24 protein-coding genes are annotated in these 22,978 nt (G+C 51.5%); 11 read left to right on the forward strand and 13 right to left on the reverse strand.

The features are described 5' to 3' along the window. Positions 1-120 precede the first annotated feature (120 nt). On the forward strand, positions 121-1,131 hold the full coding sequence (gene glpX, locus C3D30_RS14895) for a class II fructose-bisphosphatase (RefSeq protein WP_001250634.1): 1,011 nt from the start codon (positions 121-123) through the stop codon (positions 1,129-1,131). Between the two features lie 96 nt (positions 1,132-1,227). Beyond that, a complete protein-coding gene (gene fpr / locus C3D30_RS14900; RefSeq protein WP_021551626.1) occupies positions 1,228-1,974 on the forward strand; it encodes a ferredoxin--NADP(+) reductase in 747 nt (248 codons plus the stop codon). 4 nt (positions 1,975-1,978) lie between these two features. Here the strand turns inward: fpr and uspD are convergent, their stop codons facing one another. The 3 genes from uspD to C3D30_RS14915 form a co-directional block, all read right to left on the reverse strand. Further along, positions 1,979-2,407, reverse strand: coding sequence for a universal stress protein UspD (uspD, locus tag C3D30_RS14905; RefSeq protein WP_000323549.1), 429 nt, complete (start codon positions 2,405-2,407; stop codon positions 1,979-1,981). Between the two features lie 11 nt (positions 2,408-2,418). Further along, positions 2,419-2,718, reverse strand: a complete 300-nt coding sequence (locus C3D30_RS14910) for a DUF406 domain-containing protein (RefSeq protein ID WP_000655995.1) — start codon at positions 2,716-2,718, stop codon at positions 2,419-2,421. Between the two features lie 211 nt (positions 2,719-2,929). Continuing rightward, a complete protein-coding gene (locus tag C3D30_RS14915; protein WP_105285058.1) occupies positions 2,930-3,370 on the reverse strand; it encodes a DUF805 domain-containing protein in 441 nt (146 codons plus the stop codon). A gap of 100 nt (positions 3,371-3,470) precedes the next feature. Here C3D30_RS14915 and C3D30_RS14920 point away from each other — a divergent pair, with 100 nt between their 5' ends. Beyond that, complete coding sequence (locus C3D30_RS14920; RefSeq protein WP_000834909.1) at positions 3,471-4,070, forward strand: YiiQ family protein; 600 nt, start codon at positions 3,471-3,473, stop codon at positions 4,068-4,070. Between the two features lie 107 nt (positions 4,071-4,177). Further along, positions 4,178-4,945: a triose-phosphate isomerase gene (tpiA, locus tag C3D30_RS14925; protein ID WP_016158829.1), complete on the forward strand. Its 768-nt coding sequence runs from the start codon at positions 4,178-4,180 to the stop codon at positions 4,943-4,945. Between the two features lie 55 nt (positions 4,946-5,000). On the opposite strand, the gene cdh is transcribed toward tpiA, so the two are convergent. The 5 genes from cdh to cpxP form a co-directional block, all read right to left on the reverse strand. Next, positions 5,001-5,750 carry a CDP-diacylglycerol diphosphatase gene (gene cdh, locus C3D30_RS14930; protein WP_010349502.1) on the reverse strand — a complete coding sequence of 250 codons (750 nt, stop codon included), beginning with the start codon at positions 5,748-5,750 and terminating at the stop codon, positions 5,001-5,003. Positions 5,751-5,854: 104 nt separating this feature from the next. After that, the gene (gene sbp / locus C3D30_RS14935; RefSeq protein ID WP_105287066.1) at positions 5,855-6,844 is read right to left on the reverse strand and encodes a sulfate/thiosulfate ABC transporter substrate-binding protein Sbp; all 990 of its coding nucleotides are present in this window, start codon (positions 6,842-6,844) and stop codon (positions 5,855-5,857) included. Between the two features lie 312 nt (positions 6,845-7,156). Further along, positions 7,157-8,119 carry a 6-phosphofructokinase gene (pfkA, locus tag C3D30_RS14940; RefSeq protein ID WP_001355350.1) on the reverse strand — a complete coding sequence of 321 codons (963 nt, stop codon included), beginning with the start codon at positions 8,117-8,119 and terminating at the stop codon, positions 7,157-7,159. Positions 8,120-8,299: 180 nt separating this feature from the next. Next, entirely contained in the window at positions 8,300-9,202 is a 903-nt protein-coding gene (gene fieF, locus C3D30_RS14945; RefSeq protein WP_001076752.1) for a CDF family cation-efflux transporter FieF, read from the reverse strand. Between the two features lie 148 nt (positions 9,203-9,350). Further along, on the reverse strand, positions 9,351-9,851 hold the full coding sequence (gene cpxP / locus C3D30_RS14950; RefSeq protein ID WP_016158830.1) for a cell-envelope stress modulator CpxP: 501 nt from the start codon (positions 9,849-9,851) through the stop codon (positions 9,351-9,353). 149 nt (positions 9,852-10,000) lie between these two features. Between cpxP and cpxR the strand changes: the two genes are divergently transcribed. Together cpxR and cpxA are read left to right on the forward strand one after the other, a co-directional pair. After that, a complete protein-coding gene (gene cpxR / locus C3D30_RS14955; RefSeq protein ID WP_001033722.1) occupies positions 10,001-10,699 on the forward strand; it encodes an envelope stress response regulator transcription factor CpxR in 699 nt (232 codons plus the stop codon). Then, on the forward strand, positions 10,696-12,069 hold the full coding sequence (gene cpxA / locus C3D30_RS14960) for an envelope stress sensor histidine kinase CpxA (RefSeq protein WP_000580416.1): 1,374 nt from the start codon (positions 10,696-10,698) through the stop codon (positions 12,067-12,069). Before cpxR ends, cpxA begins: the two co-directional genes overlap by 4 nt. A 100-nt stretch (positions 12,070-12,169) precedes the next feature. Here cpxA and yiiM read toward each other — a convergent pair whose 3' ends face one another. Next, on the reverse strand, positions 12,170-12,844 hold the full coding sequence (gene yiiM / locus C3D30_RS14965) for a 6-hydroxyaminopurine reductase (RefSeq protein ID WP_001270282.1): 675 nt from the start codon (positions 12,842-12,844) through the stop codon (positions 12,170-12,172). 152 nt (positions 12,845-12,996) lie between these two features. On the opposite strand from yiiM, the gene C3D30_RS14970 reads away from it, so the two are divergent. Beyond that, positions 12,997-13,887, forward strand: a complete 891-nt coding sequence (locus C3D30_RS14970) for a dihydrodipicolinate synthase family protein (RefSeq protein WP_105287067.1) — start codon at positions 12,997-12,999, stop codon at positions 13,885-13,887. A 56-nt stretch (positions 13,888-13,943) separates the two neighbouring features. On the opposite strand, the gene kdgT is transcribed toward C3D30_RS14970, so the two are convergent. Then, positions 13,944-14,927: a 2-keto-3-deoxygluconate transporter gene (gene kdgT, locus C3D30_RS14975; protein WP_024191187.1), complete on the reverse strand. Its 984-nt coding sequence runs from the start codon at positions 14,925-14,927 to the stop codon at positions 13,944-13,946. Between the two features lie 259 nt (positions 14,928-15,186). Continuing rightward, the gene (gene sodA / locus C3D30_RS14980) at positions 15,187-15,807 is read right to left on the reverse strand and encodes a superoxide dismutase [Mn] (protein ID WP_010350891.1); all 621 of its coding nucleotides are present in this window, start codon (positions 15,805-15,807) and stop codon (positions 15,187-15,189) included. 284 nt (positions 15,808-16,091) lie between these two features. Here sodA and rhaT point away from each other — a divergent pair, with 284 nt between their 5' ends. Next, positions 16,092-17,126, forward strand: a complete 1,035-nt coding sequence (rhaT, locus tag C3D30_RS14985; protein ID WP_000063528.1) for an L-rhamnose/proton symporter RhaT — start codon at positions 16,092-16,094, stop codon at positions 17,124-17,126. Here the strand turns inward: rhaT and rhaR are convergent. Together rhaR and rhaS are read right to left on the reverse strand one after the other, a co-directional pair. Next, positions 17,123-17,971 (reverse strand): HTH-type transcriptional activator RhaR, encoded by an 849-nt coding sequence (gene rhaR, locus C3D30_RS14990; protein WP_105287068.1) that lies wholly within the window; start codon positions 17,969-17,971, stop codon positions 17,123-17,125. The genes rhaT and rhaR overlap by 4 nt on opposite strands. A 72-nt stretch (positions 17,972-18,043) precedes the next feature. Next, on the reverse strand, positions 18,044-18,880 hold the full coding sequence (rhaS, locus tag C3D30_RS14995; RefSeq protein ID WP_000382765.1) for an HTH-type transcriptional activator RhaS: 837 nt from the start codon (positions 18,878-18,880) through the stop codon (positions 18,044-18,046). A 287-nt stretch (positions 18,881-19,167) separates the two neighbouring features. Between rhaS and rhaB the strand changes: the two genes are divergently transcribed. From rhaB to rhaD, 3 genes are all read left to right on the forward strand, one after another. Next, on the forward strand, positions 19,168-20,637 hold the full coding sequence (gene rhaB, locus C3D30_RS15005) for a rhamnulokinase (protein ID WP_105287069.1): 1,470 nt from the start codon (positions 19,168-19,170) through the stop codon (positions 20,635-20,637). Then, positions 20,634-21,893 carry an L-rhamnose isomerase gene (gene rhaA / locus C3D30_RS15010; RefSeq protein ID WP_105287070.1) on the forward strand — a complete coding sequence of 420 codons (1,260 nt, stop codon included), beginning with the start codon at positions 20,634-20,636 and terminating at the stop codon, positions 21,891-21,893. The genes rhaB and rhaA overlap by 4 nt, the downstream gene beginning before the upstream one ends. 240 nt (positions 21,894-22,133) lie before the next feature. Further along, a complete protein-coding gene (gene rhaD, locus C3D30_RS15015; protein WP_105287071.1) occupies positions 22,134-22,958 on the forward strand; it encodes a rhamnulose-1-phosphate aldolase in 825 nt (274 codons plus the stop codon). The last annotated feature ends 20 nt before the right edge of the window (positions 22,959-22,978 follow it).

Raw genomic sequence — 22,978 nt, forward strand, 5'->3', positions numbered from 1 at the left:
GATACATATCCGGCATCATGCAGACTCTGAAACCGTGCGGGGGCAACCCCGCACACATCAATAATCCCGCCCTTCCCCTGTGCTACACTTCGCGCCATTCCTTACTGCTTAGAGTTTGCTATGAGACGAGAACTTGCCATCGAATTTTCCCGCGTCACCGAATCTGCGGCGCTGGCTGGCTACAAATGGTTAGGACGCGGCGATAAAAACACCGCTGACGGCGCGGCGGTAAACGCCATGCGTATTATGCTCAACCAGGTCAACATTGACGGCACCATCGTCATTGGTGAAGGCGAAATCGACGAAGCACCGATGCTCTACATTGGTGAAAAAGTCGGTACTGGTCGCGGCGATGCGGTAGATATTGCTGTTGACCCGATTGAAGGCACGCGCATGACGGCGATGGGTCAGGCTAACGCGCTGGCGGTGCTGGCTGTGGGCGATAAGGGCTGCTTCCTTAATGCGCCGGATATGTATATGGAAAAGCTGATCGTCGGACCGGGAGCTAAGGGCACCATTGACCTGAATCTGCCGCTGGCGGATAACCTACGCAATGTTGCAGCGGCACTCGGCAAACCGTTAAGCGAACTGACGGTCACTATTCTGGCGAAACCGCGCCACGACGCAATTATCGCAGAAATGCAGCAACTCGGCGTGCGCGTGTTTGCCATTCCTGATGGCGATGTCGCAGCCTCGATTCTTACCTGTATGCCAGACAGTGAAGTTGACGTGCTGTACGGTATTGGCGGCGCCCCAGAAGGCGTGGTTTCAGCGGCGGTGATCCGCGCATTAGATGGCGATATGAATGGCCGTCTGCTGGCTCGTCATGACGTCAAAGGCGACAACGAAGAGAATCGTCGCATTGGCGAGCAGGAGCTGGCACGCTGCAAAGCGATGGGCATCGAAGCGGGTAAAGTGCTGCGTCTGGGCGATATGGCGCGTAGCGATAACGTCATCTTCTCTGCCACCGGTATCACCAAAGGCGATCTGCTGGAAGGGATTAGCCGCAAAGGCAATATTGCGACGACCGAAACGCTGCTAATCCGTGGCAAATCCCGCACTATTCGCCGTATTCAGTCCATCCATTATCTGGATCGTAAAGACCCAGAAATGCAGGAGCACATTCTCTGATTGATTTGATCGATTGAGCCTTCCAGTCCTTCGGGACTGGAATTTTTTTATCCGGAGAACGAAGATAAGGCAAGTCAATCAAAACAGGAGAGAAACATGGCTGATTGGGTAACAGGCAAAGTCACTAAAGTGCAGAACTGGACCGACGCCCTGTTTAGTCTCACCGTTCACGCCCCTGTGCATCCATTTACCGCCGGGCAATTCACCAAACTTGGCCTTGAAATTGACGGCGAACGCGTCCAGCGCGCCTACTCTTACGTTAATTCGCCCGACAATCCCGACCTGGAGTTTTACCTGGTCACCGTCCCCGATGGTAAATTAAGCCCGCGACTGGCGGCACTAAAACCGGGTGACGAAGTGCAGGTCGTTAGCGAAGCGGCTGGCTTCTTTGTACTGGATGAAGTACCAGATTGTGAAACGCTATGGATGCTGGCAACCGGTACAGCGATTGGCCCTTATTTGTCGATTCTGCAATTAGGCAAAGATTTAGATCGCTTCAAAAATCTGGTGCTGGTTCACGCCGCGCGTTATGCCGCCGACTTAAGCTATTTGCCACTGATGCAGGAACTGGAAAAACGCTACGAAGGAAAACTGCGCATTCAGACGGTTGTCAGTCGGGAAACGGCAGAGGGCTCACTCACCGGGAGAATACCGGCGTTAATTGAAAGCGGTGAACTGGAAAACGCGGTTGGACTGCCAATGAATAAAGAAACCAGCCATGTGATGCTGTGTGGTAATCCGCAGATGGTACGTGATACGCAACAACTGCTGAAAGAGACCCGGCAGATGACGAAGCATTTACGTCGCCGACCGGGTCACATGACAGCGGAGCATTACTGGTAAGCGGTTACTTGTCGATAAACGGCACGATCAAGAGATCCGCACTCAACTTATTGATCATCCCGCGATATGCCGGCATCAAACGGTTGATAAACGAGTGGTGATGACCACAGACAAGGAGGTCACACTGCTCTTTTTGCATAATTTCCAGCAGTGTTTCCGGCATTTCGCCGCGCTCAATGCGCAGTTTCGTTTTCGGCCACTGAATATTTTTCGTCAGCTTATACAGTTTGTTATCCGACTTATCTTTCAACAGTTGAAGAATATCTTCTGTTGCGGGGAAGTAGATACCCGGATACAACTCACTTAAGCCATCATCAATATGAATTAACGTCAGATGAGCGTCATTATGTCTGGCGAGATCCAGGGCTTTGTTCACCAGTAGGGCATCTTCTTCATTCCCGGAAATTGCCACGCCAATGTGTTTATAAGCCATGTTTAACTCCATTAACCAAGTGAACGCAGTGATAACTCAAAAATAATCATCTCGGCCTGGCATGAGAAGGTGAAAGCTGCATCAAGCTCGACTTGCCCCTCCAGATCTTTAATCTTATAGGCCACGCTGGCACCTTCATCCGCAGAGGATGCAGTGGCTGCAAGCTCTTTCAGTTTGGTCATAAAGGACTCTGCTTCTTCGCGAGTAGCAAAAAAGCGCGAAAGTTTGCTGGTACAGTTGTCGTTATCAATCACCGTACCGATATCAATCGCACATCCTTTAGTACTGCATTTATCTACGACATCTTTCATAGGGCACCTCTGTATATTCGCCTCTCTGTCGATTGCCACTTAAGAATAATGCGCCGTTAAGGGAAGAACAAACAAGTAATGATCTTATGGATTACCATTTTTTTTGATATTGATTAAGGTGAGGAAATGAGGGAGATTTTCCGGGTACCGTCATTTGCAATATGGAAATAACGATACCGGATAAAAATAGCAATAAGAGATATATTGCAGATTAATGGCTTGATTTATTCTCAGACTTATACTTTACGTCCAGGGTATCTTTACCAAATTTATTTTCGCCCTGGGTGCCGACAAATGCGCCAAGATCGATAAGCATCATCACCAGAATCAACGTCGGAATAAACCGCCCCACCGCCCATTGCCAGACGCCTGGTAAAATCGCCCAGTTACCCGCCAGAAGCATCCACGCTACAATCATCAGAAATGCCCATGCGCCAGAACGCCCACGATCGTGCAGTCGTTTCACCGTCACTGCCGCTGTCGGCCATAACAGGCACACAAGGCAAAACGCGGCGGTCTGGATATCGAGTAGTTTTTTAGCCGCCAGTGAGAAAAGCACCAACATGCCAACGATCCAGAGGCCAATCCAAATCCAGAAATCGCGGCGTCCAAGACGCCCTTTAAACGAGAATAACCATTGCTGTATGGTCATGTAAGTTCCTTGATGGTTGTCTTTTCCAGGATTCTACCCTTTTGACAAGGGCGACAGATATCGTTTTAATCGAACCCAGTCATAACAAAAGGTACTGCCGATGAAGTCAGGGTGTTCAGTGTTTTTTCTCTTATCTGCCGTGTTATCCGTTAGTGCAACGGTGCACGCACAATCGCCTGGCACGACAACAACAGCGCCCTACCTGCTGGCTGGCGCCCCCACTTTCGATCTCTCCATCAGCCAGTTTCGAGAAGACTTTAACAGCCAGAACCCCAATCTGCCACTGAACGAATTTCGTGCCATCGACAGCAGCCCCGACAAAGCTAACCTGACTCGCGCCGCCAGTAAAATTAACGAGAACTTGTATGCTTCCACGGCGCTTGAGCGCGGCACCTTAAAAATCAAAAGCATTCAAATTACCTGGCTGCCAATCCAGGGGCCAGAGCAAAAAGCCGCTAAAGCGAAAGCCCAGGAATACATGGCAGCAATGATCCGCACACTCACCCCGCTGATGACCAAAACACAAAGTCAGAAAAAGCTGCAGTCACTCCTTACGGCGGGGAAAAACAAACGTTACTACACTGAGACAGAAGGCGCGTTGCGCTATGTTGTCGCGGACAACGGCGAAAAGGGACTGACTTTCGCTGTTGAACCGATTAAGCTGGCGCTATCTGAAACGCTGGAAGGGTTGAATAAATGACAAAAAGCAAAGCCTTTGCGCCGATGAATCTCTATACTGTTTCACAGACCTGCTGCCCTGCGGGGCGGCCATCTTCCTTTATTCGCTTATAAGCGTGGAGAATTAAAATGCGACATCCTTTAGTGATGGGTAACTGGAAACTGAACGGCAGCCGCCACATGGTTCACGAGCTGGTTTCTAACCTGCGTAAAGAGCTGGCAGGTGTTGCTGGCTGTGCGGTTGCAATCGCACCACCGGAAATGTACATCGATATGGCGAAGCGTGAAGCTGAAGGCAGCCACATCATGTTGGGTGCGCAGAACGTGGATCTGAACCTGTCCGGCGCATTCACCGGTGAAACCTCTGCCGCTATGCTGAAAGACATCGGCGCACAGTACATCATCATCGGTCACTCTGAACGTCGTACTTACCACAAAGAGTCTGACGAACTGATCGCGAAAAAATTCGCTGTGCTGAAAGAGCAGGGTCTGACTCCGGTTCTGTGCATCGGTGAAACTGAAGCTGAGAACGAAGCGGGCAAAACTGAAGAAGTTTGCGCACGTCAGATCGACGCAGTGCTGAAAACTCAAGGTGCGGCAGCATTCGAAGGTGCGGTTATCGCTTACGAACCAGTATGGGCAATCGGTACTGGCAAATCTGCAACTCCGGCGCAGGCACAGGCTGTTCACAAATTCATCCGTGATCACATCGCTAAAGTTGACGCTGGCATCGCTGAACAAGTGATCATCCAGTACGGCGGTTCTGTAAACGCGTCTAACGCTGCAGAACTGTTCGCTCAGCCGGACATCGACGGCGCGCTGGTTGGCGGTGCTTCTCTGAAAGCTGACGCCTTTGCGGTGATCGTTAAAGCTGCAGAAGCGGCTAAACAGGCTTAAGTCTGACAGGTGCCGGATTTCACATCCGGCACTTAACTTTCCTTAACTGCTCGCCTTAACGCAAAATCTCACACTGATGATCCTGAATCTCCTCGGCTGAAGCACGGTTTAGCATCAGCAGATTTCTTTGCGTCGCCAGTAATACAAACGAGTTATCACTCTGTCGTACCATCGCCAGCCCGTAACTTCCCATATGTTCCCGCGCTCCTGGCACTTCTTCCGCCAGCATCATAAACGGACTACGTTGAACCAGTTCGCTTTCCGTTACCCGGCGCGCCAGATATTCATGCCCCTGTAATCCGCCCGGCAGCGGCAACCAGCGACTGCTGATGTTCGCCAGGTTATTATCCAGTTGTTCGCGCACATCAGGACGGATGCAAGAGATATGAATATGAAAATGGTTTTGCGTGCGTCCCGTGCGGGAGTTTATCGCCAACGAGACCGCGCGATCGGGAACCGGCTTACCGTATTTTTTACTCATAAAATCACGCGCCTGCCAGGCCAGCCAAAAGAAGTTCGGCGTTGAAGGATCGGTCAACAAAGGGCTTTCAGTACCGTTAATACGATATGTTGGCATCAACAGATATTGCAGTGGACCGTTAATGTCTTTTAAAACCACATATCCGGCGTTGGGTTTGACTTCCACACATGGCGAAGGATTTTGGTTTTGCTGCTGGTTGGGCAAACATTGCTCAAGGACAATCTTACGTAACACATCCGAATCACCGGTAAATTTCCAGTAGCCGATACCCGCAGCAACGGCGATAACTATCATCACCAAAATGAGAATAACCGTTTTTTTCATCGTTTTTTCCCTGTACCTCAAAGAGATGCAAGGGTAACGCAAAATCGCGACAAATAAAAAACCCGGTCGCGAGATGCCACCGGGTCTGGTTATCGTCAACAAAATTAACGTTTGCTGATTTGGTCAAACGTACCGCCGTTAGAGAAATGCTCTTTTTGCGCTTTCGTCCAGCCGCCGAACTCTTCATCAATGGTGAATAACTTCAGCTTCGGAAAAGCATTTTCATACTTTTTCGCCACGTCAGGATCGCGCGGACGGTAATAGTTTTTGGCTGCAATCTCCTGACCTTCTGGCGAGTAGAGATATTTCAGATAGGCTTCTGCCACCTCTTTGGTGCCTTTTTTCTCCACCACTTTATCGACAACCGACACCGTCGGCTCAGCGAGAATAGACTCACTCGGCGTGACGATTTCGAACTTATCTTTCCCCAGTTCATTCGCTGCCAGCAGTGCTTCGTTTTCCCAGGCGATCAGCACGTCACCAATCCCGCGCTCGACGAAAGTATTTGTTGAACCACGCGCACCGGAGTCCAGCACTTCAACGTTTTTATACAACGATTGCACAAAATCCTGTGCTTTTGCCTGATCGTTATTGTTGTGGTGCAGGGCATATCCCCACGCTGCCAGATAGTTCCAGCGTGCACCGCCGGAGCTTTTCGGGTTAGGCGTGATCACCGAAACATCCGGTTTAACCAGGTCGTTCCAGTCATGGATTTGCTTCGGGTTGCCCTTACGTACCAGGAAGACAATGGTGGAGGTATACGGCGCGGAGTTATCCGGCAGACGTTTGATCCACTCTTTATCAATTCGACCACGTTCAGCAATCGCATCTACATCGTAAGCCAGCGCCAGCGTAACAACATCAGCTTCTATCCCGTTGATTACCGATGTTGCCTGTTTCCCTGAACCACCGTGCGACTGACGAATCACCACGTTATCGCCGGTTTGCTGTTTCCAGTGGGCGCTGAAGGCTTTGTTGTATTGTTCGTATAACTCGCGCGTTGGATCATACGAAACGTTAAGTAACTGAATATCCTTTGCCATCACGCTGGTCGCTGCCAGCAAAAATGTTAACCCTACGCCCCACTTGTTCATCGCCTGGCTCTCTTACGTTGTGTTGTGATAAGCAAAGCGTGCCAGAAGGTGAACCAAACATTAAAGAATAAAAAAAGATTGGCTATAACTTGCGGGTATATGTTGGGGAGTTAAAAAGGCGGAAGAAATCCGCCTCATATTGCTGACACAGTGCGCTTTGTTCATGCCGGATGCGGCGTGAACGCCTTATCGGCCTACAAAAACTTGCAAACTCAATAGATTGCAGAATTCATGTAGGCCTGATAAGCGAAGCGCATCAGGCATTTTTGCTTCTGTCATCGGTTTCAGGCGAAAGAAATCTGCCCGAAATCATTAATACAGCTTTTTCGCGCAGTCCAGCCAGTCACCTTTGAACGGACGCTTCATGTTTTCGATAGCGTCGATGATGTCATGGTGAACCAGTTGTTCGTTCTGAATACCTACGCAACGACCGCCGTAACCTGCCAGTAGCAGTTCAATAGCGTAAGCGCCCATACGGGAAGCCAGAATACGGTCGTAAGGCACCGGAGAACCACCACGCTGGATGTGGCCCAGCACGGTTGCGCGGGTTTCACGACCGGTTTCTTTCTCGATGAAATGCGCCAGTTCGTCAACATCACACATGTGTTCGGTTATCGCCACAATTGCGTGTTTTTTACCTTTCGCGATACCCGCTTTGATTTCATTTACCAGGTCATCGCGGCTGAATTCAACTTCCGGAACCACAACAAATTCACAACCACCGGCAATGGCCGCAGCCAGCGTCAGATCGCCACAGTAACGACCCATCACTTCCACCACGGAAATACGCTGGTGAGAAGAAGAAGTGTCACGCAAACGGTCGATGGCTTCTACAACGGTGCTCAGCGCAGTGAAGAAACCGATAGTGTAGTCAGTGCCTTTGATGTCGTTGTCGATAGTGCCCGGCAGGCCGATGCACGGGAAGCCCATTTCGGTCAGACGCATTGCACCCATGTAGGAACCGTCACCGCCGATAACCACCAGCGCGTCGATACCACGTTTTTTCAGGTTTTCGATAGCCACGGCGCGGATGTTCTCGTCGCGGAATTCCGGGAAGCGCGCAGAACCGAGGAACGTACCACCACGGTTGATCATGTCAGACACGCTGTAACGGTCTAGCTGTACCATACGGTCTTCATACAGACCCAGATAGCCGTCATAAATGCCCATTACTTCCAGACCTTCTGTCAGCGCAGAACGAACAACCCCGCGAATTGCGGCGTTCATGCCTGGCGCATCACCGCCGCTTGTCAACACACCGATTTTCTTAATCATGACTACCTCTGAACTTTGGAATGCAAAATGAAATCTGTTGCCGGAAGTCTTCTTGCACATCGAAGTGATCCAACGAATGTGCAAATAGTATAACAATCACTTCCTGCTGAATTGATTCAGGTCAGGCCAAATGGCGGTATTTTATACACAAAATGCGGGTCTGGCTCTCTTTTATACTGATTATGAAAGCATAGACCGTTTACCCTCCCTGGGTACGACGGAACAGGGGTCCTGATGAATAATCACATCCGATCCCGGAAAACGCCGTAAAATAGCCTGCTCTACCTGATCCGCCACCATATGCGCCTGAACCAAAGGCAGAGAGTCTTCCATTTCCAAATGAATCTGAATAAAGCGGGTCGGCCCTGACTGCCGCGTACGAAGATCGTGAGCGCCGCTAACTCCCGGCCAGGAAGTCACGATATCAATAATTTCTTGCCGTTCCTCATCGGGCAGCGCGCGATCCAGTAATGACTGTACCGCCTCATACCCCATGCGTAACGCGCTATATAAAATATAGATGCCGATTCCCAATGCAAACAGGGCATCAGCACGGTGCCAGCCATACCAGGACAACCCCAGCGCCAGCAGAATCGCACCGTTCATCATAACATCGGACTGATAATGTAGCATATCTGCCCGCACCGCCTGGCTCTGCGTCCTGCGCACGACCCAACGCTGAAACGAAACAAGGATAATCGTACAAATTAGCGCCACAATAGTCACGAGAACCCCGACGCCTGGGTCTGTCATTGGCGTCGGAGAAACCAAATGCTGAATACCAGTCAAAAACAGGAACAGCGCCGAACCGGAGATAAACATACTTTGCGCCAGCGCCGCGAGGGACTCGGCTTTACCGTGACCAAACGAGTGATTGTCGTCGGCAGGTTGCAGCGAGTAACGCACCACCAGTAAATTCGTCAACGACGCGCCAATATCCACCAACGAATCCACCAGCGCGGCAAGAATACTCACCGAACCGGTATACCACCATGCAAAAATTTTAATCAGCAATAGCAGCGAAGCCATCGCCGTCGCAGCAATCGCCGCCCGGCTGACCAGCCGTCCATAAGATTGATTCATAAATACTCCCGCTATCAACTGACGGTAGTATAACGGAAGCAAATCATCTGCAATGCATCAAGCAACTGGCAAATTGAAGATAAAAAAAACCCCCACATCATGTGGGGGAAGACAGGGATGGTGTCTATGGCAAGGAAAACAGGGTTTACTACTGGGAACGTGAGTTGCTACTACTCAATAGCTTCAACGATGAACTTTTTTGCCATTGCGTCACGTCGCGCAACTGCTCCATTCGTTGTTGATGTTTCTCGTTTAAAACCGCTTGCTGCTCTGGCGTTAACAGGTGATACATTTGGTTGCGGACTTTAGCCATCTCAACCTGGCGAGCGATCTGTTCTTTCGCCATTTTTTCTGCCTGAGCGCGCACAGCGTTTTCATCAAAATTTTCTGCGGTGACAAGGCGATGCATTGTCTCCACTTCGCTAACATTAACAGGAGGCTGTTCATGCCGGGCCTGTTGCATAAGATCTCGCATCTGCTGACGCTGATGTTCGGTTAAACTTATGCCGTCGAACATATGGCTCTGCGTACTGCGCTGCGCAAGTTCTTCGCCCGGATGCCAGTTATCGCCTGAACCGACTTCAGCAGCGTGGCTTAATGAACTGACTGCCAGCGTTGAGGCCATGACGGCAGCGGTAACTATGCGCATCATTTGCTCCCAAAATCTTTCTGTCGCGATTCAACGATAGAGAGTTTACGATTCAGGCTGCAAACATGCGTCAGGGGGTGTAAAACAACGTAAAGTCATGGATTAGCGACGTCTGATGACGTAATTTCTGCCTCGGAGGTATTTAAACAATGAATAAAATCCTGTTAGTTGATGATGACCGAGAGCTGACTTCCCTGTTAAAGGAGCTGCTCGAGATGGAAGGCTTCAACGTAATTGTTGCCCACGATGGGGAACAGGCGCTTGATCTTCTGGACGACAGCATTGATTTACTTTTGCTTGATGTAATGATGCCAAAGAAAAATGGTATCGACACATTAAAAGCACTTCGCCAGACACACCAGACGCCTGTCATTATGTTAACGGCACGCGGCAGTGAACTTGATCGCGTTCTCGGTCTTGAGCTGGGCGCAGATGACTATCTCCCGAAACCGTTTAACGACCGTGAGTTGGTGGCTCGTATTCGCGCGATCCTGCGCCGTTCGCACTGGAGCGAGCAACAGCAAAACAACGACAACGGTTCACCGACACTTGAAGTTGATGCCTTAGTGCTGAATCCAGGCCGTCAGGAAGCCAGCTTCGATGGGCAAACGCTGGAGTTAACCGGTACTGAATTTACCCTGCTCTATTTGCTGGCACAGCATCTGGGTCAGGTGGTTTCCCGTGAACATTTAAGCCAGGAAGTGCTGGGCAAACGCCTGACGCCTTTCGACCGCGCTATCGATATGCACATTTCCAACCTGCGTCGTAAGCTGCCGGATCGTAAAGATGGTCACCCGTGGTTTAAAACCTTGCGTGGTCGCGGCTATCTGATGGTTTCCGCTTCATGATAGGCAGCTTAACCGCGCGCATCTTCGCCATCTTCTGGCTGACGCTGGCGCTGGTGTTGATGTTGGTTTTGATGTTACCCAAGCTCGATTCACGCCAGATGACCGAGCTTCTGGATAGCGAACAGCGTCAGGGGCTGATGATTGAGCAGCATGTCGAAGCGGAACTGGCGAACGATCCACCCAACGATTTAATGTGGTGGCGCCGTCTGTTCCGTGCCATTGATAAGTGGGCACCACCGGGGCAGCGTTTGTTACTGGTGACCACCGAAGGCCGCGTGATTGGCGCAGAACGCAGCGAAATGCAGATCATTCGCAACTTTATTGGCCAGGCCGATAACGCCGATCATCCGCAGAAGAAAAAGTATGGTCGCGTGGAACTGGTCGGCCCGTTCTCTGTGCGTGATGGCGAAGATAATTACCAACTTTATCTGATTCGTCCGGCCAGCAGTTCTCAATCCGATTTCATTAACTTACTGTTTGACCGCCCGCTATTACTGCTGATTGTCACCATGTTGGTCAGTACGCCGCTGCTGTTGTGGTTAGCCTGGAGTCTGGCAAAACCGGCGCGTAAGCTGAAAAACGCTGCCGATGAAGTCGCCCAGGGAAACTTACGCCAGCATCCGGAACTGGAAGCGGGGCCACAGGAATTTCTTGCCGCAGGTGCCAGTTTTAACCAGATGGTCACCGCGCTGGAGCGCATGATGACCTCACAGCAGCGCCTGCTTTCTGATATCTCTCACGAGCTGCGCACGCCGCTGACGCGTCTGCAACTGGGTACGGCGTTACTGCGCCGTCGTAGTGGTGAAAGTAAGGAACTGGAGCGAATTGAAACCGAAGCACAACGTCTGGACAGCATGATCAACGACCTGTTGGTGATGTCACGTAATCAGCAGAAAAACGCGCTGGTGAGCGAGACCATCAAAGCCAACCAGTTGTGGAGCGAAGTGCTGGATAACGCAGCGTTCGAAGCGGAGCAGATGGGCAAGTCGTTTACCGTTAACTTCCCGCCTGGGCCGTGGCCGCTGTACGGCAACCCGAACGCCCTGGAAAGTGCGCTGGAAAACATTGTTCGTAATGCTCTGCGTTATTCCCATACGAAGATTGAAGTGGGCTTTGCGGTAGATAAAGACGGTATCACCATTACGGTGGACGACGATGGTCCTGGCGTTAGCCCGGAAGATCGCGAGCAAATTTTCCGTCCGTTCTATCGCACCGACGAAGCACGCGATCGTGAATCTGGCGGTACGGGTCTGGGGCTGGCGATTGTCGAAACTGCCATTCAGCAGCACCGTGGTTGGGTTAAAGCTGAAGACAGCCCGCTGGGCGGTTTACGGCTGGTGATTTGGCTGCCGCTGTATAAGCGGAGTTAAACTCCGCGCAAGCCGGATAGGCGTTTACGCCGCATCCGGCATTTGAGCAGAATGCCTGATGCGACGCTGGTCGCGTCTTATCAGGCCTACTCTTCGGGGGTTATTTCCCCCACAAACGCCGCGAATTATCTTCAATCTTGCCGCTAAGTCGGCGCTTCTGCATCGTCCGCGTCCAGCTTTTCGACAGCCCGGCAGCGGAGAGTAAACGGTGATACTGCTCGTCATCAAACGGCATATGCCATGCGATAGCTATTGCCTCCTGCACGGTGACATCGCTGACGCGAGAAACCAGCTCCAGCGGCGCATCCGCAGATACCAGCCCCGGCGCAATCACGCTATACAGCCAGCCAACTTTACCGGCGTTTTGCATCAACTGTGCCATATCGCTGATGTCAAAATGATAATTGAGTTTGTAGCACGGAGAGCGCGGCTGGGTGACCTGAATTAATGCCTCACCCCAGCGGAAAATATCGCCAATATAAACATTGCTTTCCGTCAGGCCGTCGGTTGAGAGGTTTTCACCAAACGCAGGCGCAACAAACAAATCTGCCTGTTCAGGAAATTCCCGCGCCCAGTAGAGATAATGCTCACGAGGATAGTGACACAGCGCCCTGTCCGGCCCACCGTGAACTATTTTCTCTGCCTGCTCGTCACCTTCCAGCCCCAGCTCTGTCAACATCAACTCGCCATCGACCTGGATTTTCGCAATCGCGCTGGGTTTGCTTTCGGGATAAGCCTGTATTTTGCCTGTGTATACATCAACCGGATATCGCATCTGTTCCCTCTCCACCGAGAAATTTCCCCATTAGACCATATTTATTTTACGTCAGGCGCGCAAAATGAGAGCACGGTTCACATGACGACGTCTTAGAAATGTTATCAATGAGATTAATTTGAAACGCCATTTCATTATCAGGAGTGTACAACGTGACCGAGCAAACACAGTTTTCTGGCGTCTGGTGTCCTTCCATTACGCCAATGGATAAAGACGGTAATATGGATCTTAACGGGCTGAAGAAGCATCTGCAGCGGCTAACAGAAGCCAATATTGATGTGATATTGCTGATGGGTAGCATTGGTGAATTTGCCTCTTTCACCCTCGAAGAGAGGCTCATGCTTATCCGCGAAGCGCGTTCCATGAGCACATTAAAAATGGTCGCTAACGTTTCTTCCACCTGCACACACGATGTACTGGTGATGGCGCAAGAAGCGTATCGCACAGGCTATGATGCAGTGATGATCCTCCCGCCTTACTACTACGGCCAGACAGCAAAGCAATTACTAAGCTATTTCCGCCATCTGGGTCGCGAATTACAAGGCAAATGGTTCGCATATAACTTCCCGGCAAGAACCGGTTGTGATTTAACCCCTGACCTGGTCGCCACGCTGGCGAGTGAATTTCCTGACTTTGCCGGAATTAAAGATACCGTCGATTGCCAGTCACACACCCGCAGCATGATTCAGGCAACCCTGGCAGTTCGTTCTGATTTTGCAGTGCTTTCGGGCTATGACGAGTATTACATTCCTAATCTGCTGGCAGGCGGCGCGGGAATAATATCCGGCCTGAACAACGTTATGCCGGAGCTGTTTGTCGAAGCCCGTGAAGCCTTCAAACGCGGCGACCTGGCGGCTTTACAAGAGATTCAGCAACAGATTGGCACTTATATGTCCATCTACGCCATTGGTGAGGATTTTGTCACTACTATCAAGACGGTGGTATCGCGTAAGTTTGGCTATTGCACTGGCGTATCACGCAATGCGGGTGGTGAGTTAAGCGAAAGTGAATGTCGAACGATTGATGAAGTCTTTGTCAGATAACGCAAAAGGCCGGATGACTACAAATCATCCGGCCTCTTGATTTATATGGATGGAGATTACTTCACCGTACCCAATATTTCGATTTTCGCCGCTCTGGCTTTAACTTTGCGCGACCAGACAGAAGTCAAAATCGGCACCAGAATCGAGGTCACAATCACTGACGTCGCCACCAGCGAAGTTGCCGCTGGCGCCATTGGTTTAAAGGCGGGGATCATTTCAGCAATCAGTACCGGCGTCGCCACCGCAGCACCGGCAGAACTGGAAGCCGCGATTCCGGCTGTACCATCGCCACCACCAATCAATTTATCGGCAATAATCAACGGAATACCGGTCACGACGATCACCGCCACACCCAGCAAAATCCCCAGCAAACCGGTCTGAGCAATCACGGTTAAATCAATGGTATTGCCCAGCGCAAAGGCAAAGAACGGGATCAGCGTCTGTACGGCTTTGCTGAAAAATTCTCTCAGCTCAGGGTCAAGGTTCCCTAACGCAAAGCCGACGAGGAACGGTAATACCGCACCGACGAAAACATGCGGTTCAAACGATGCAATCCCGGCAGTCCCCAGAATAATCATCGTCATAAGCGGCCCGGATTCCAGCGACATTAATACAAACGCTCCGGCCTCTTCTTTAGTGCCATACTGCTGCATGATCGAAGCGTAAAGTCCGCCGTTGGTCATATCCATCGCCGCCACCAGCGCAAGCGTTGAAAGTCCGGCAAAGAATCCAACTTCAACACCATGTTCAGGAATAATGCGTGAAGCAATTGCCGCAACCACCCACGCCACAGCAATTTTGGTTACCACCAGCGTACCGGATTTACGCAATACCGTTCCCGTCGCACTTAATTTTATCGATGCCCCCATGCAGAAAAACCACACCGCCAGAATCGGCACCGTGCCGGTAATCATTCCATTTGTGAATGAACCAAAGTATTTTCCCGCCCCTGGCGAGAAGGTGTGACACAGTGCGCCAAGGAACAGCGGGACGAGCATCATCCCTCCTGGGATTTTCTCTATCGTGTGTTTTATCTGCATTTTCATCACCTATCGGCATATTTTTATAGGCTGATGCATAAGTCCTTCACGATGCATCAGTGTTGATGGAAATGAAGATAGACATTCAACAGAGCAATAAAAGTGATCAAAACCACATCAATTGAAACGTTGTTTTATTTTTATAGGATCATTGTTTTTATTTTGAAATTGATCACAAAAAAACCACCGCTATGGGCGATGGTTTGTTTTTTATGCTGAAAAACGGCGTAAACGCCTCATTGCAGCAGGCAATATGCGATTATTTTTTCGCCGCAAAACGTGCCGCAGCTTCGTCCCAGTTCACCACGTTCCAGAACTCTTTGATGTAGTCAGGACGGCGGTTCTGGAATTTCAGGTAGTAAGCGTGTTCCCACACATCCAGACCCAGAACAGGGAAGCCGGAAGCGCCAGAAATGGCTTCGCCCATCAGCGGGGAGTCCTGATTAGCAGTAGAAACCACCGCCAGTTTATCGCCTTTCAGCACCAGCCATGCCCAGCCGGAACCAAAGCGGGAAGCTGCCGCTTTCTCAAATTCTGCTTTGAAGTTATCAACGGAACCGAAATCACGTTCGATAGCCGCTTTCAGGTCGCCCTGCAAAGTCGTGCCTTTTTTCAGGCCTTTCCAGAACAGGCTGTGGTTGGCGTGACCACCAGCGTTGTTGCGCAGCACGGTTTTCTTGTCTGCTGGCAGCTGGTCCAGTTTAGTGATCAGCTCTTCAACCGGCAGGTTGGCGAATTCTGGCAGGCTTTCCAGCGCCGCATTGGCGTTGTTGACGTAGGCCTGATGGTGTTTGGTGTGGTGGATTTCCATGGTCTGCTTATCGAAGTGCGGTTCCAGGGCATCGTAAGCATACGGCAGGGATGGCAGGGTATAGCTCATATTCATCTCCAGTATTGTCGGGCGGCCGATTGTTAATGCCGCGTAAGCAGTTGGTTCATTATAGTTAATTAAATGATATTGAAAATGATTATCAATGCCGTACTTTTCATAGGGGAATGGTTTTGCAGGCAAATGTCCGAGATGTGAACCAAATCACCCACTTAATGCCGTGATTGCCAGTAAATCGGCAACGGCGGCAACAGGCGAAAGGTTAATCGACAGCACGATTTTTACACTCATCTCGTCGGAGATGTGACGCGACGAAAAATGATGAGGATAAGAAGATGAGTAACGCGATTACGATGGGGATATTTTGGCATTTGATCGGCGCGGCCAGTGCAGCCTGTTTTTACGCTCCGTTCAAAAAAGTAAAAAAGTGGTCATGGGAAACCATGTGGTCAGTCGGTGGGATTGTTTCGTGGATTATTCTGCCGTGGGCCATCAGCGCCATGCTACTACCTGATTTCTGGGCATATTACAGCTCGTTCAGCCTCTCTACCCTGCTGCCTGTTTTTCTGTTCGGCGCTATGTGGGGGATTGGTAATATCAACTACGGCCTGACCATGCGTTATCTCGGCATGTCGATGGGGATAGGTATCGCCATTGGCATTACGTTGATCGTCGGTACGCTGATGACGCCAATTATCAACGGCAATTTCGATGTGCTGATTAACACCGACGGTGGGCGCATGACGTTGCTCGGCGTACTGGTGGCGCTGATTGGCGTGGGAATTGTGACTCGCGCCGGGCAGTTGAAAGAGCGCAAAATGGGCATTAAAGCCGAAGAGTTCAACCTGAAAAAAGGGCTGGTGCTGGCGGTAATGTGCGGCATTTTTTCTGCCGGGATGTCTTTTGCAATGAACGCCGCAAAACCGATGCATGAAGCGGCTGCCGCGCTGGGCGTTGATCCACTGTATGTCGCTCTGCCAAGCTATGTTGTCATCATGGGCGGCGGCGCGATCATCAACCTCGGTTTCTGTTTTATTCGTCTGGCAAAAGTGAAAGATTTGTCGCTAAAAGCCGACTTCTCGCTGGCAAAACCGCTGATCATCCACAACGTATTGCTCTCGGCGTTGGGCGGTTTAATGTGGTATCTGCAATTCTTTTTCTATGCCTGGGGACACGCCCGCATTCCGGCGCAGTATGACTACATCAGCTGGATGCTGCATATGAGTTTCTATGTATTGTGCGGCGGTATCGTCGGGCTGGTGCTGAAAGAGTGGAACAATGCGGGACGCCGTCCGGTTACCGTGTTGAGCCTCGGTTGTGTGGTGATTATTGTCGCTGCCAACATCGTCGGCATGGGCATGGCGAGTTAATCTTTCCGGGAATTGCGATGACGCCACTGGCTGGGCGTCATCCCGGTTTCCCGGGTAAACACCACCGAAAAATAGTTACTGTCTTCAAAGCCACATTCTGTCGAAATATCACTGATTAACAGGCGGCTATGCTGGAGAAGATATTGCGCATGACACACTCTGACCTGCCGCAGATATTGATTGATGGTCATGCCGGTCTGCTGACGAAATTGCTGACGCAAGACGCGTTCACTGCAAGACGCCTCATCACAAAATTTATCCAGCGCAAAGGGACTTTTCAGACTAGCCGCCAGTCGGGTAATCAGCTTATCCAGCAACGTTTCGCTGGATGTTGGCGGTAACGAATCACTGGTGTAACGATGGCGCTTCAGCAACATCACCAGTTGCCCGAACAGCAACTCTGCCATTTCGTTGGCAAACGGCGCGGGCTGACTGCTTTCGTGCTCAAGCTGCCCGATAACCTGCCGCACCTGCGCCATGCCCGCACTACCTAAACGCCAGTGTGGTTGTTCTGCGCTGGCGTTAAACCCCGGAATCGTCCCCTGCCAGTCGAGATTAAGTGTCAGCCGCTCCGGGCAATAAATAACGTTCTGCAAAACCAGATCGTTAACGGAAGCGTAGGAGTGTTTATCGTCTGCGTGGATATAAAAGAGATCGCCACGGGTAATACGATGAGGACGATCGTTAAGCACATGCAAACCGTTACCACGCCAGACGATCACCAGTTCACAAAAATCATGTGTATGCTCGGCAAAGACATCCTGCGGATAACGATCAGCAACCGCGACCGCCTGCTGTTCGCTGGCAAAAAAATCTTTTTTACGAAGGACAAACTGATGAACCACCGTGCCACCTCAGCCGGAAGACGCGTTTGATTATTCATAAACTGGCGTGGAAATACGTTGAGAAGATTCGCGTTATTGCAGAAAGCCATCCCGCCGCTGGCGAATATCGCGTGGTGACCAGTTAAACTCACGGCGAAACAGCGTCGAAAAGTGGTTACTGTCGCTGAATCCGCAGCGATATGCGATTTCGGTCACGCTGTCCTCGCTATGACGTAACAGATGACGCGCCTTCACCAACCGTAAACGGTTAAGGTAACGCTGGGGCGTCAAACCGGTTTGCTGTTTTAGCTGACGATGCAACGTGCGTAGTGACAGAGAAAATTGATCCGCCATCATTTCCCAATTCACCTCGTCGGCAAAATGTTCTTCCAGCCAGGCCAACAACAAGTTCAGGCGCGATTCGCGACTTTCCATGCTCTCCTGCAAACTGTTTTTACGCAGCAAGAGCAGTAATTGCATAAACAAAATCTCACCGCTGGCTTTCGAGGGTAAATCATTCGTTCTGTCCTGCTGTTCCAGTTGCGAAACCAGCTGCCGTACCTGCTGCAATATGCTGTGGCTCACGCGCCAATGGGACGGATATTGCCCGTCTTGCTCTTGCGGCAGAAGCTGATGCAGCCCGGCAAGAAACTGAAATCTATCCGGGGAGCGATACAGCACATTGGTCAAATACAGATTGTCCGTATGTTCGTATAAATGCCGATCATGATCGCGCACGAAACAGATTGTTCCACCGGAGATGGTATAAGGCTGCCCATTGAAAATGTGGATACCCGTGCCATGTTCGACAATCACAATCTCATGGAAATCATGGTGATGTTCAGGAAAATCCACCTGAGGAAGCCGGGGTTCTATTGCCACAGACACGTTACCAGACGGAAAAAAATCCACGCAATGTAATACGTCCATATAAGCCTCCTGATGCCGTCAACATGGCGGAATAGTAATCAAGCGGTTTGGTTCTTACCTTAAATTTTCGACAGCAAAACACGTAAAAAATGTCGATTTTTCAAGATAAAGCGTGATTTTTCAGAAAATGCGGCAAACATCACATCACCACATTTCTGAAAATTGTGAACGCCATCACGTTCATCTTTCCCTGGTTGCCAGCGGTGTATTTTCCTGTCAGTAACGAGAAGGTAGCGAAGTCGGGCGCTTCTTAGACTGGGCGTAATGAAACCTAGAAGGATCTCATTATGACCTTTCGCTACTGCGTCGCCGTTGATCTTGGCGCATCCAGTGGGCGCGTAATGTTGGCGCGTTACCACCGTGAATGTCGCAGCCTGACGCTGCGTGAAATCCATCGTTTTACCAATGGGCTGTATTACCAGAGCGGTTATGCCACCTGGGATGTCGATAGTCTGGAAAACGCCATTCGCCTTGGGTTAAACAAGGTGTGCGAGGAAGGGATTCATATCGATAGCATCGGCATTGATACCTGGGGCGTGGACTATGTGCTGCTGGATCAACACGGTCAGCGCGTCGGTTTACCGATTTCCTATCGTGATAGCCGCACTAACGGACTGATGACATTGGCACAGCAGCAAATTGGCAAACACGATATTTATCAGCGTAGTGGCATCCAGTTCCTGCCCTTCAATACAATCTATCAGCTACGTGCGCTGACGGAGCAACAACCTGAACTTATCCCGCACATTGCTCACGCTCTGCTGATGCCGGATTACTTTAGTTATCGTCTGACCGGCAAGCTGAACTGGGAATACACCAACGCCACCACCACGCAACTGGTCAATATCAATAGCGACGACTGGGACGAGTCCCTGCTGGCGTGGAGCGGTGCCAACAAAGCCTGGTTTGGTCGCCCGACGCATCCGGGTAATGTCATAGGTCACTGGATTTGCCCGCAGGGTAATGAGATTCCGGTGGTCGCCGTTGCCAGCCATGATACCGCCAGCGCGGTTATCGCCTCGCCGTTAAACGGTTCCCGCGCCGCTTATCTCTCCTCCGGCACCTGGTCATTGATGGGCTTCGAAAGCCAGACGCCATTCACCGATGATGCGGCGCTGGCAGCCAACATCACCAATGAAGGCGGTGCGGAAGGTCGCTATCGGGTGCTGAAAAATATCATGGGTTTATGGCTGCTCCAGCGGGTACTTCAGGAGCGACAAATCAACGATCTCCCGACGCTTATCGCCGCGACACAGGCACTCCCGGCCTGTCGCTTCATCATCAACCCCAATGACGATCGCTTTATTAATCCTGACGAGATGTGCAGCGAAATTCAGGCAGCGTGTCGGGAAACGGCGCAACCAATCCCAGAAAATGATGCTGAACTGGCACGCTGTATTTTCGACAGTCTGGCGCTGCTGTATGCCGACGTACTGCACGAACTGGCGCAGCTACGCGGTGAAGATTTCTCGCAACTGCATATTGTCGGCGGCGGCAGCCAGAACGCGCTGCTCAACCAGTTGTGTGCCGATGCCTGCGGTATTCGGGTGATCGCCGGGCCAGTTGAAGCCTCAACACTCGGCAATATCGGCATCCAGTTAATGACGCTGGATGAACTCAACAATGTGGATGATTTCCGTCAGGTCGTAGGCGCCACCGCGAATCTGACCACCTTTACCCCTAATCCTGACAGTGAAATTGCCCACTATGTGGCGCGGATTCACTCTACACGACAGACAAAGGAGCTTTGCGCATGACCACACAACTGGAACAGGCCTGGGAACTGGCGAAACAGCGTTTCGCGGCGGTAGGGATTGATGTCGAGGAGGCGCTGCGCCAACTTGATCGCTTACCCGTTTCAATGCACTGCTGGCAGGGCGATGATGTTTCTGGTTTTGAAAACCCGGAAGGTTCGTTGACTGGTGGGATTCAGGCCACAGGTAATTATCCGGGCAAAGCGCGCAATGCCGAAGAGCTACGTGCCGATCTGGAACAGGCTATGAGGCTGATTCCGGGGCCGAAACGGCTTAACTTACATGCGATTTATCTGGAATCAGACACGCCCGTCTCGCGCGACCAAATCAAACCAGAGCACTTCAAAAACTGGGTTGAATGGGCAAAAGCCAATCACCTCGGTCTGGACTTTAACCCCTCCTGTTTTTCGCATCCGCTAAGTGCCGATGGCTTTACGCTCTCCCATGCCGACGACCGCATTCGCCAGTTCTGGATTGACCACTGCAAGGCCAGCCGTCGCGTTTCGGCCTATTTTGGCGAGCAACTTGGCACGCCATCGGTGATGAACATCTGGATCCCGGATGGTATGAAAGATATCACCGTTGACCGTCTCGCCCCGCGCCAGCGTTTGCTGGCAGCACTGGATGAAGTGATCAGCGAAAAGCTAAACCCTGCGCACCATATCGACGCCGTAGAGAGCAAATTGTTTGGCATTGGCGCGGAGAGTTACACGGTTGGCTCCAATGAGTTTTACATGGGGTATGCCACCAGCCGCCAGACCGCTTTGTGTCTGGACGCCGGACATTTCCACCCGACTGAAGTGATTTCCGACAAGATTTCCGCCGCCATGCTGTATGTGCCGCAGTTGCTGCTGCACGTCAGCCGCCCGGTTCGCTGGGACAGCGATCACGTGGTGCTGCTGGATGATGAAACCCAGGCAATCGCCAGTGAGATTGTCCGTCATGACCTGTTTGACCGGGTACACATTGGTCTGGATTTCTTCGATGCCTCCATCAATCGTATTGCCGCGTGGGTCATTGGCACGCGCAATATGAAAAAAGCCCTGCTGCGTGCGTTGTTAGAACCGACAGCCGAACTGCGCAAGCTGGAAGCGGCAGGGGATTACACCGCACGACTGGCGCTGCTGGAAGAGCAGAAATCGTTGCCGTGGCAGGCGGTGTGGGAAATGTATTGCCAGCGTCACGATACGCCAGCGGGTAGCGAATGGCTGGAAAGCGTGCGGGCTTATGAGAATACGATTTTGCGTCAGCGTGGGTAAACACCGCCGGATGCGGCGCGAGCGCCTTATCCGGCCTACAGGTCGAATGACCGTGCTGGCTGTCACCCTCACCCCGGCCCTCTCCCTGAAAGGGAGAGGGGGAAAAACATAGCCCCCTCCGGCAACGGAGCTAAACACAGCGCCGGACAGTCCCCTCGCCCCTTTGGGGAGAGGGTTAGGGTGAGGGGAACAAGCCGCACCATGTATCAACAAGGCACCGAATTTACAGGAACACAGAACATGCAAAACATTACCCAGTCCTGGTTTGTCCAGGGAATGATCAAAGCCACCACCGACGCCTGGCTGAAAGGCTGGGACGAGCGCAACGGCGGCAACCTGACGCTGCGCCTGGATGACGCTGATATCGCGCCGTATAACGACAATTTTCACCCACAACCGCGCTATATCCCGCTCAGCCAGCCTATGCCTTTACTGGCAAACACACCGTTTATCGTCACCGGCTCCGGCAAATTCTTCCGCAACGTCCAGCTCGATCCCGCAGCAAATTTAGGCGTCGTAAAGGTCGACAGCGACGGTGCGGGCTACCATATTCTCTGGGGGCTAACCCACGAAGCCGTCCCAACCTCTGAACTTCCGGCGCACTTTCTCTCCCATTGCGAACGTATTAAAGCCACCAACGGCCAAGATCGGGTGATCATGCACTGCCATGCCACCAACCTGATCGCCCTCACCTATGTACTGGAAAACGACACGGCGGTCTTCACTCGCCAACTGTGGGAAGGCAGCACCGAGTGCCTGGTGGTATTCCCGGATGGCGTTGGCATTTTGCCGTGGATGGTGCCCGGCACGGACGAAATCGGCCTGGCCACCGCGCAGGAAATGCAAAAACATTCAATGGTTCTCTGGCCTTTCCACGGCGTCTTCGGCAGTGGTCCGACGCTGGACGAAGCGTTTGGCCTGATCGATACCGCAGAAAAATCGGCGGAAGTGTTGGTGAAAGTATATTCGATGGGTGGCATGAAACAGACCATCAGCCGTGAAGAGTTGATAGCCCTGGGCAAGCGTTTCGGCGTCACCCCACTGGCAAGCGCACTGGCACTTTAACACCCCGTTTCGCATCTGGC

Origin of the sequence: Escherichia sp. MOD1-EC5433, assembly GCF_002966005.1 — a bacterium.
Taxonomy (GTDB): Bacteria; Pseudomonadota; Gammaproteobacteria; order Enterobacterales; family Enterobacteriaceae; genus Escherichia; species Escherichia ruysiae.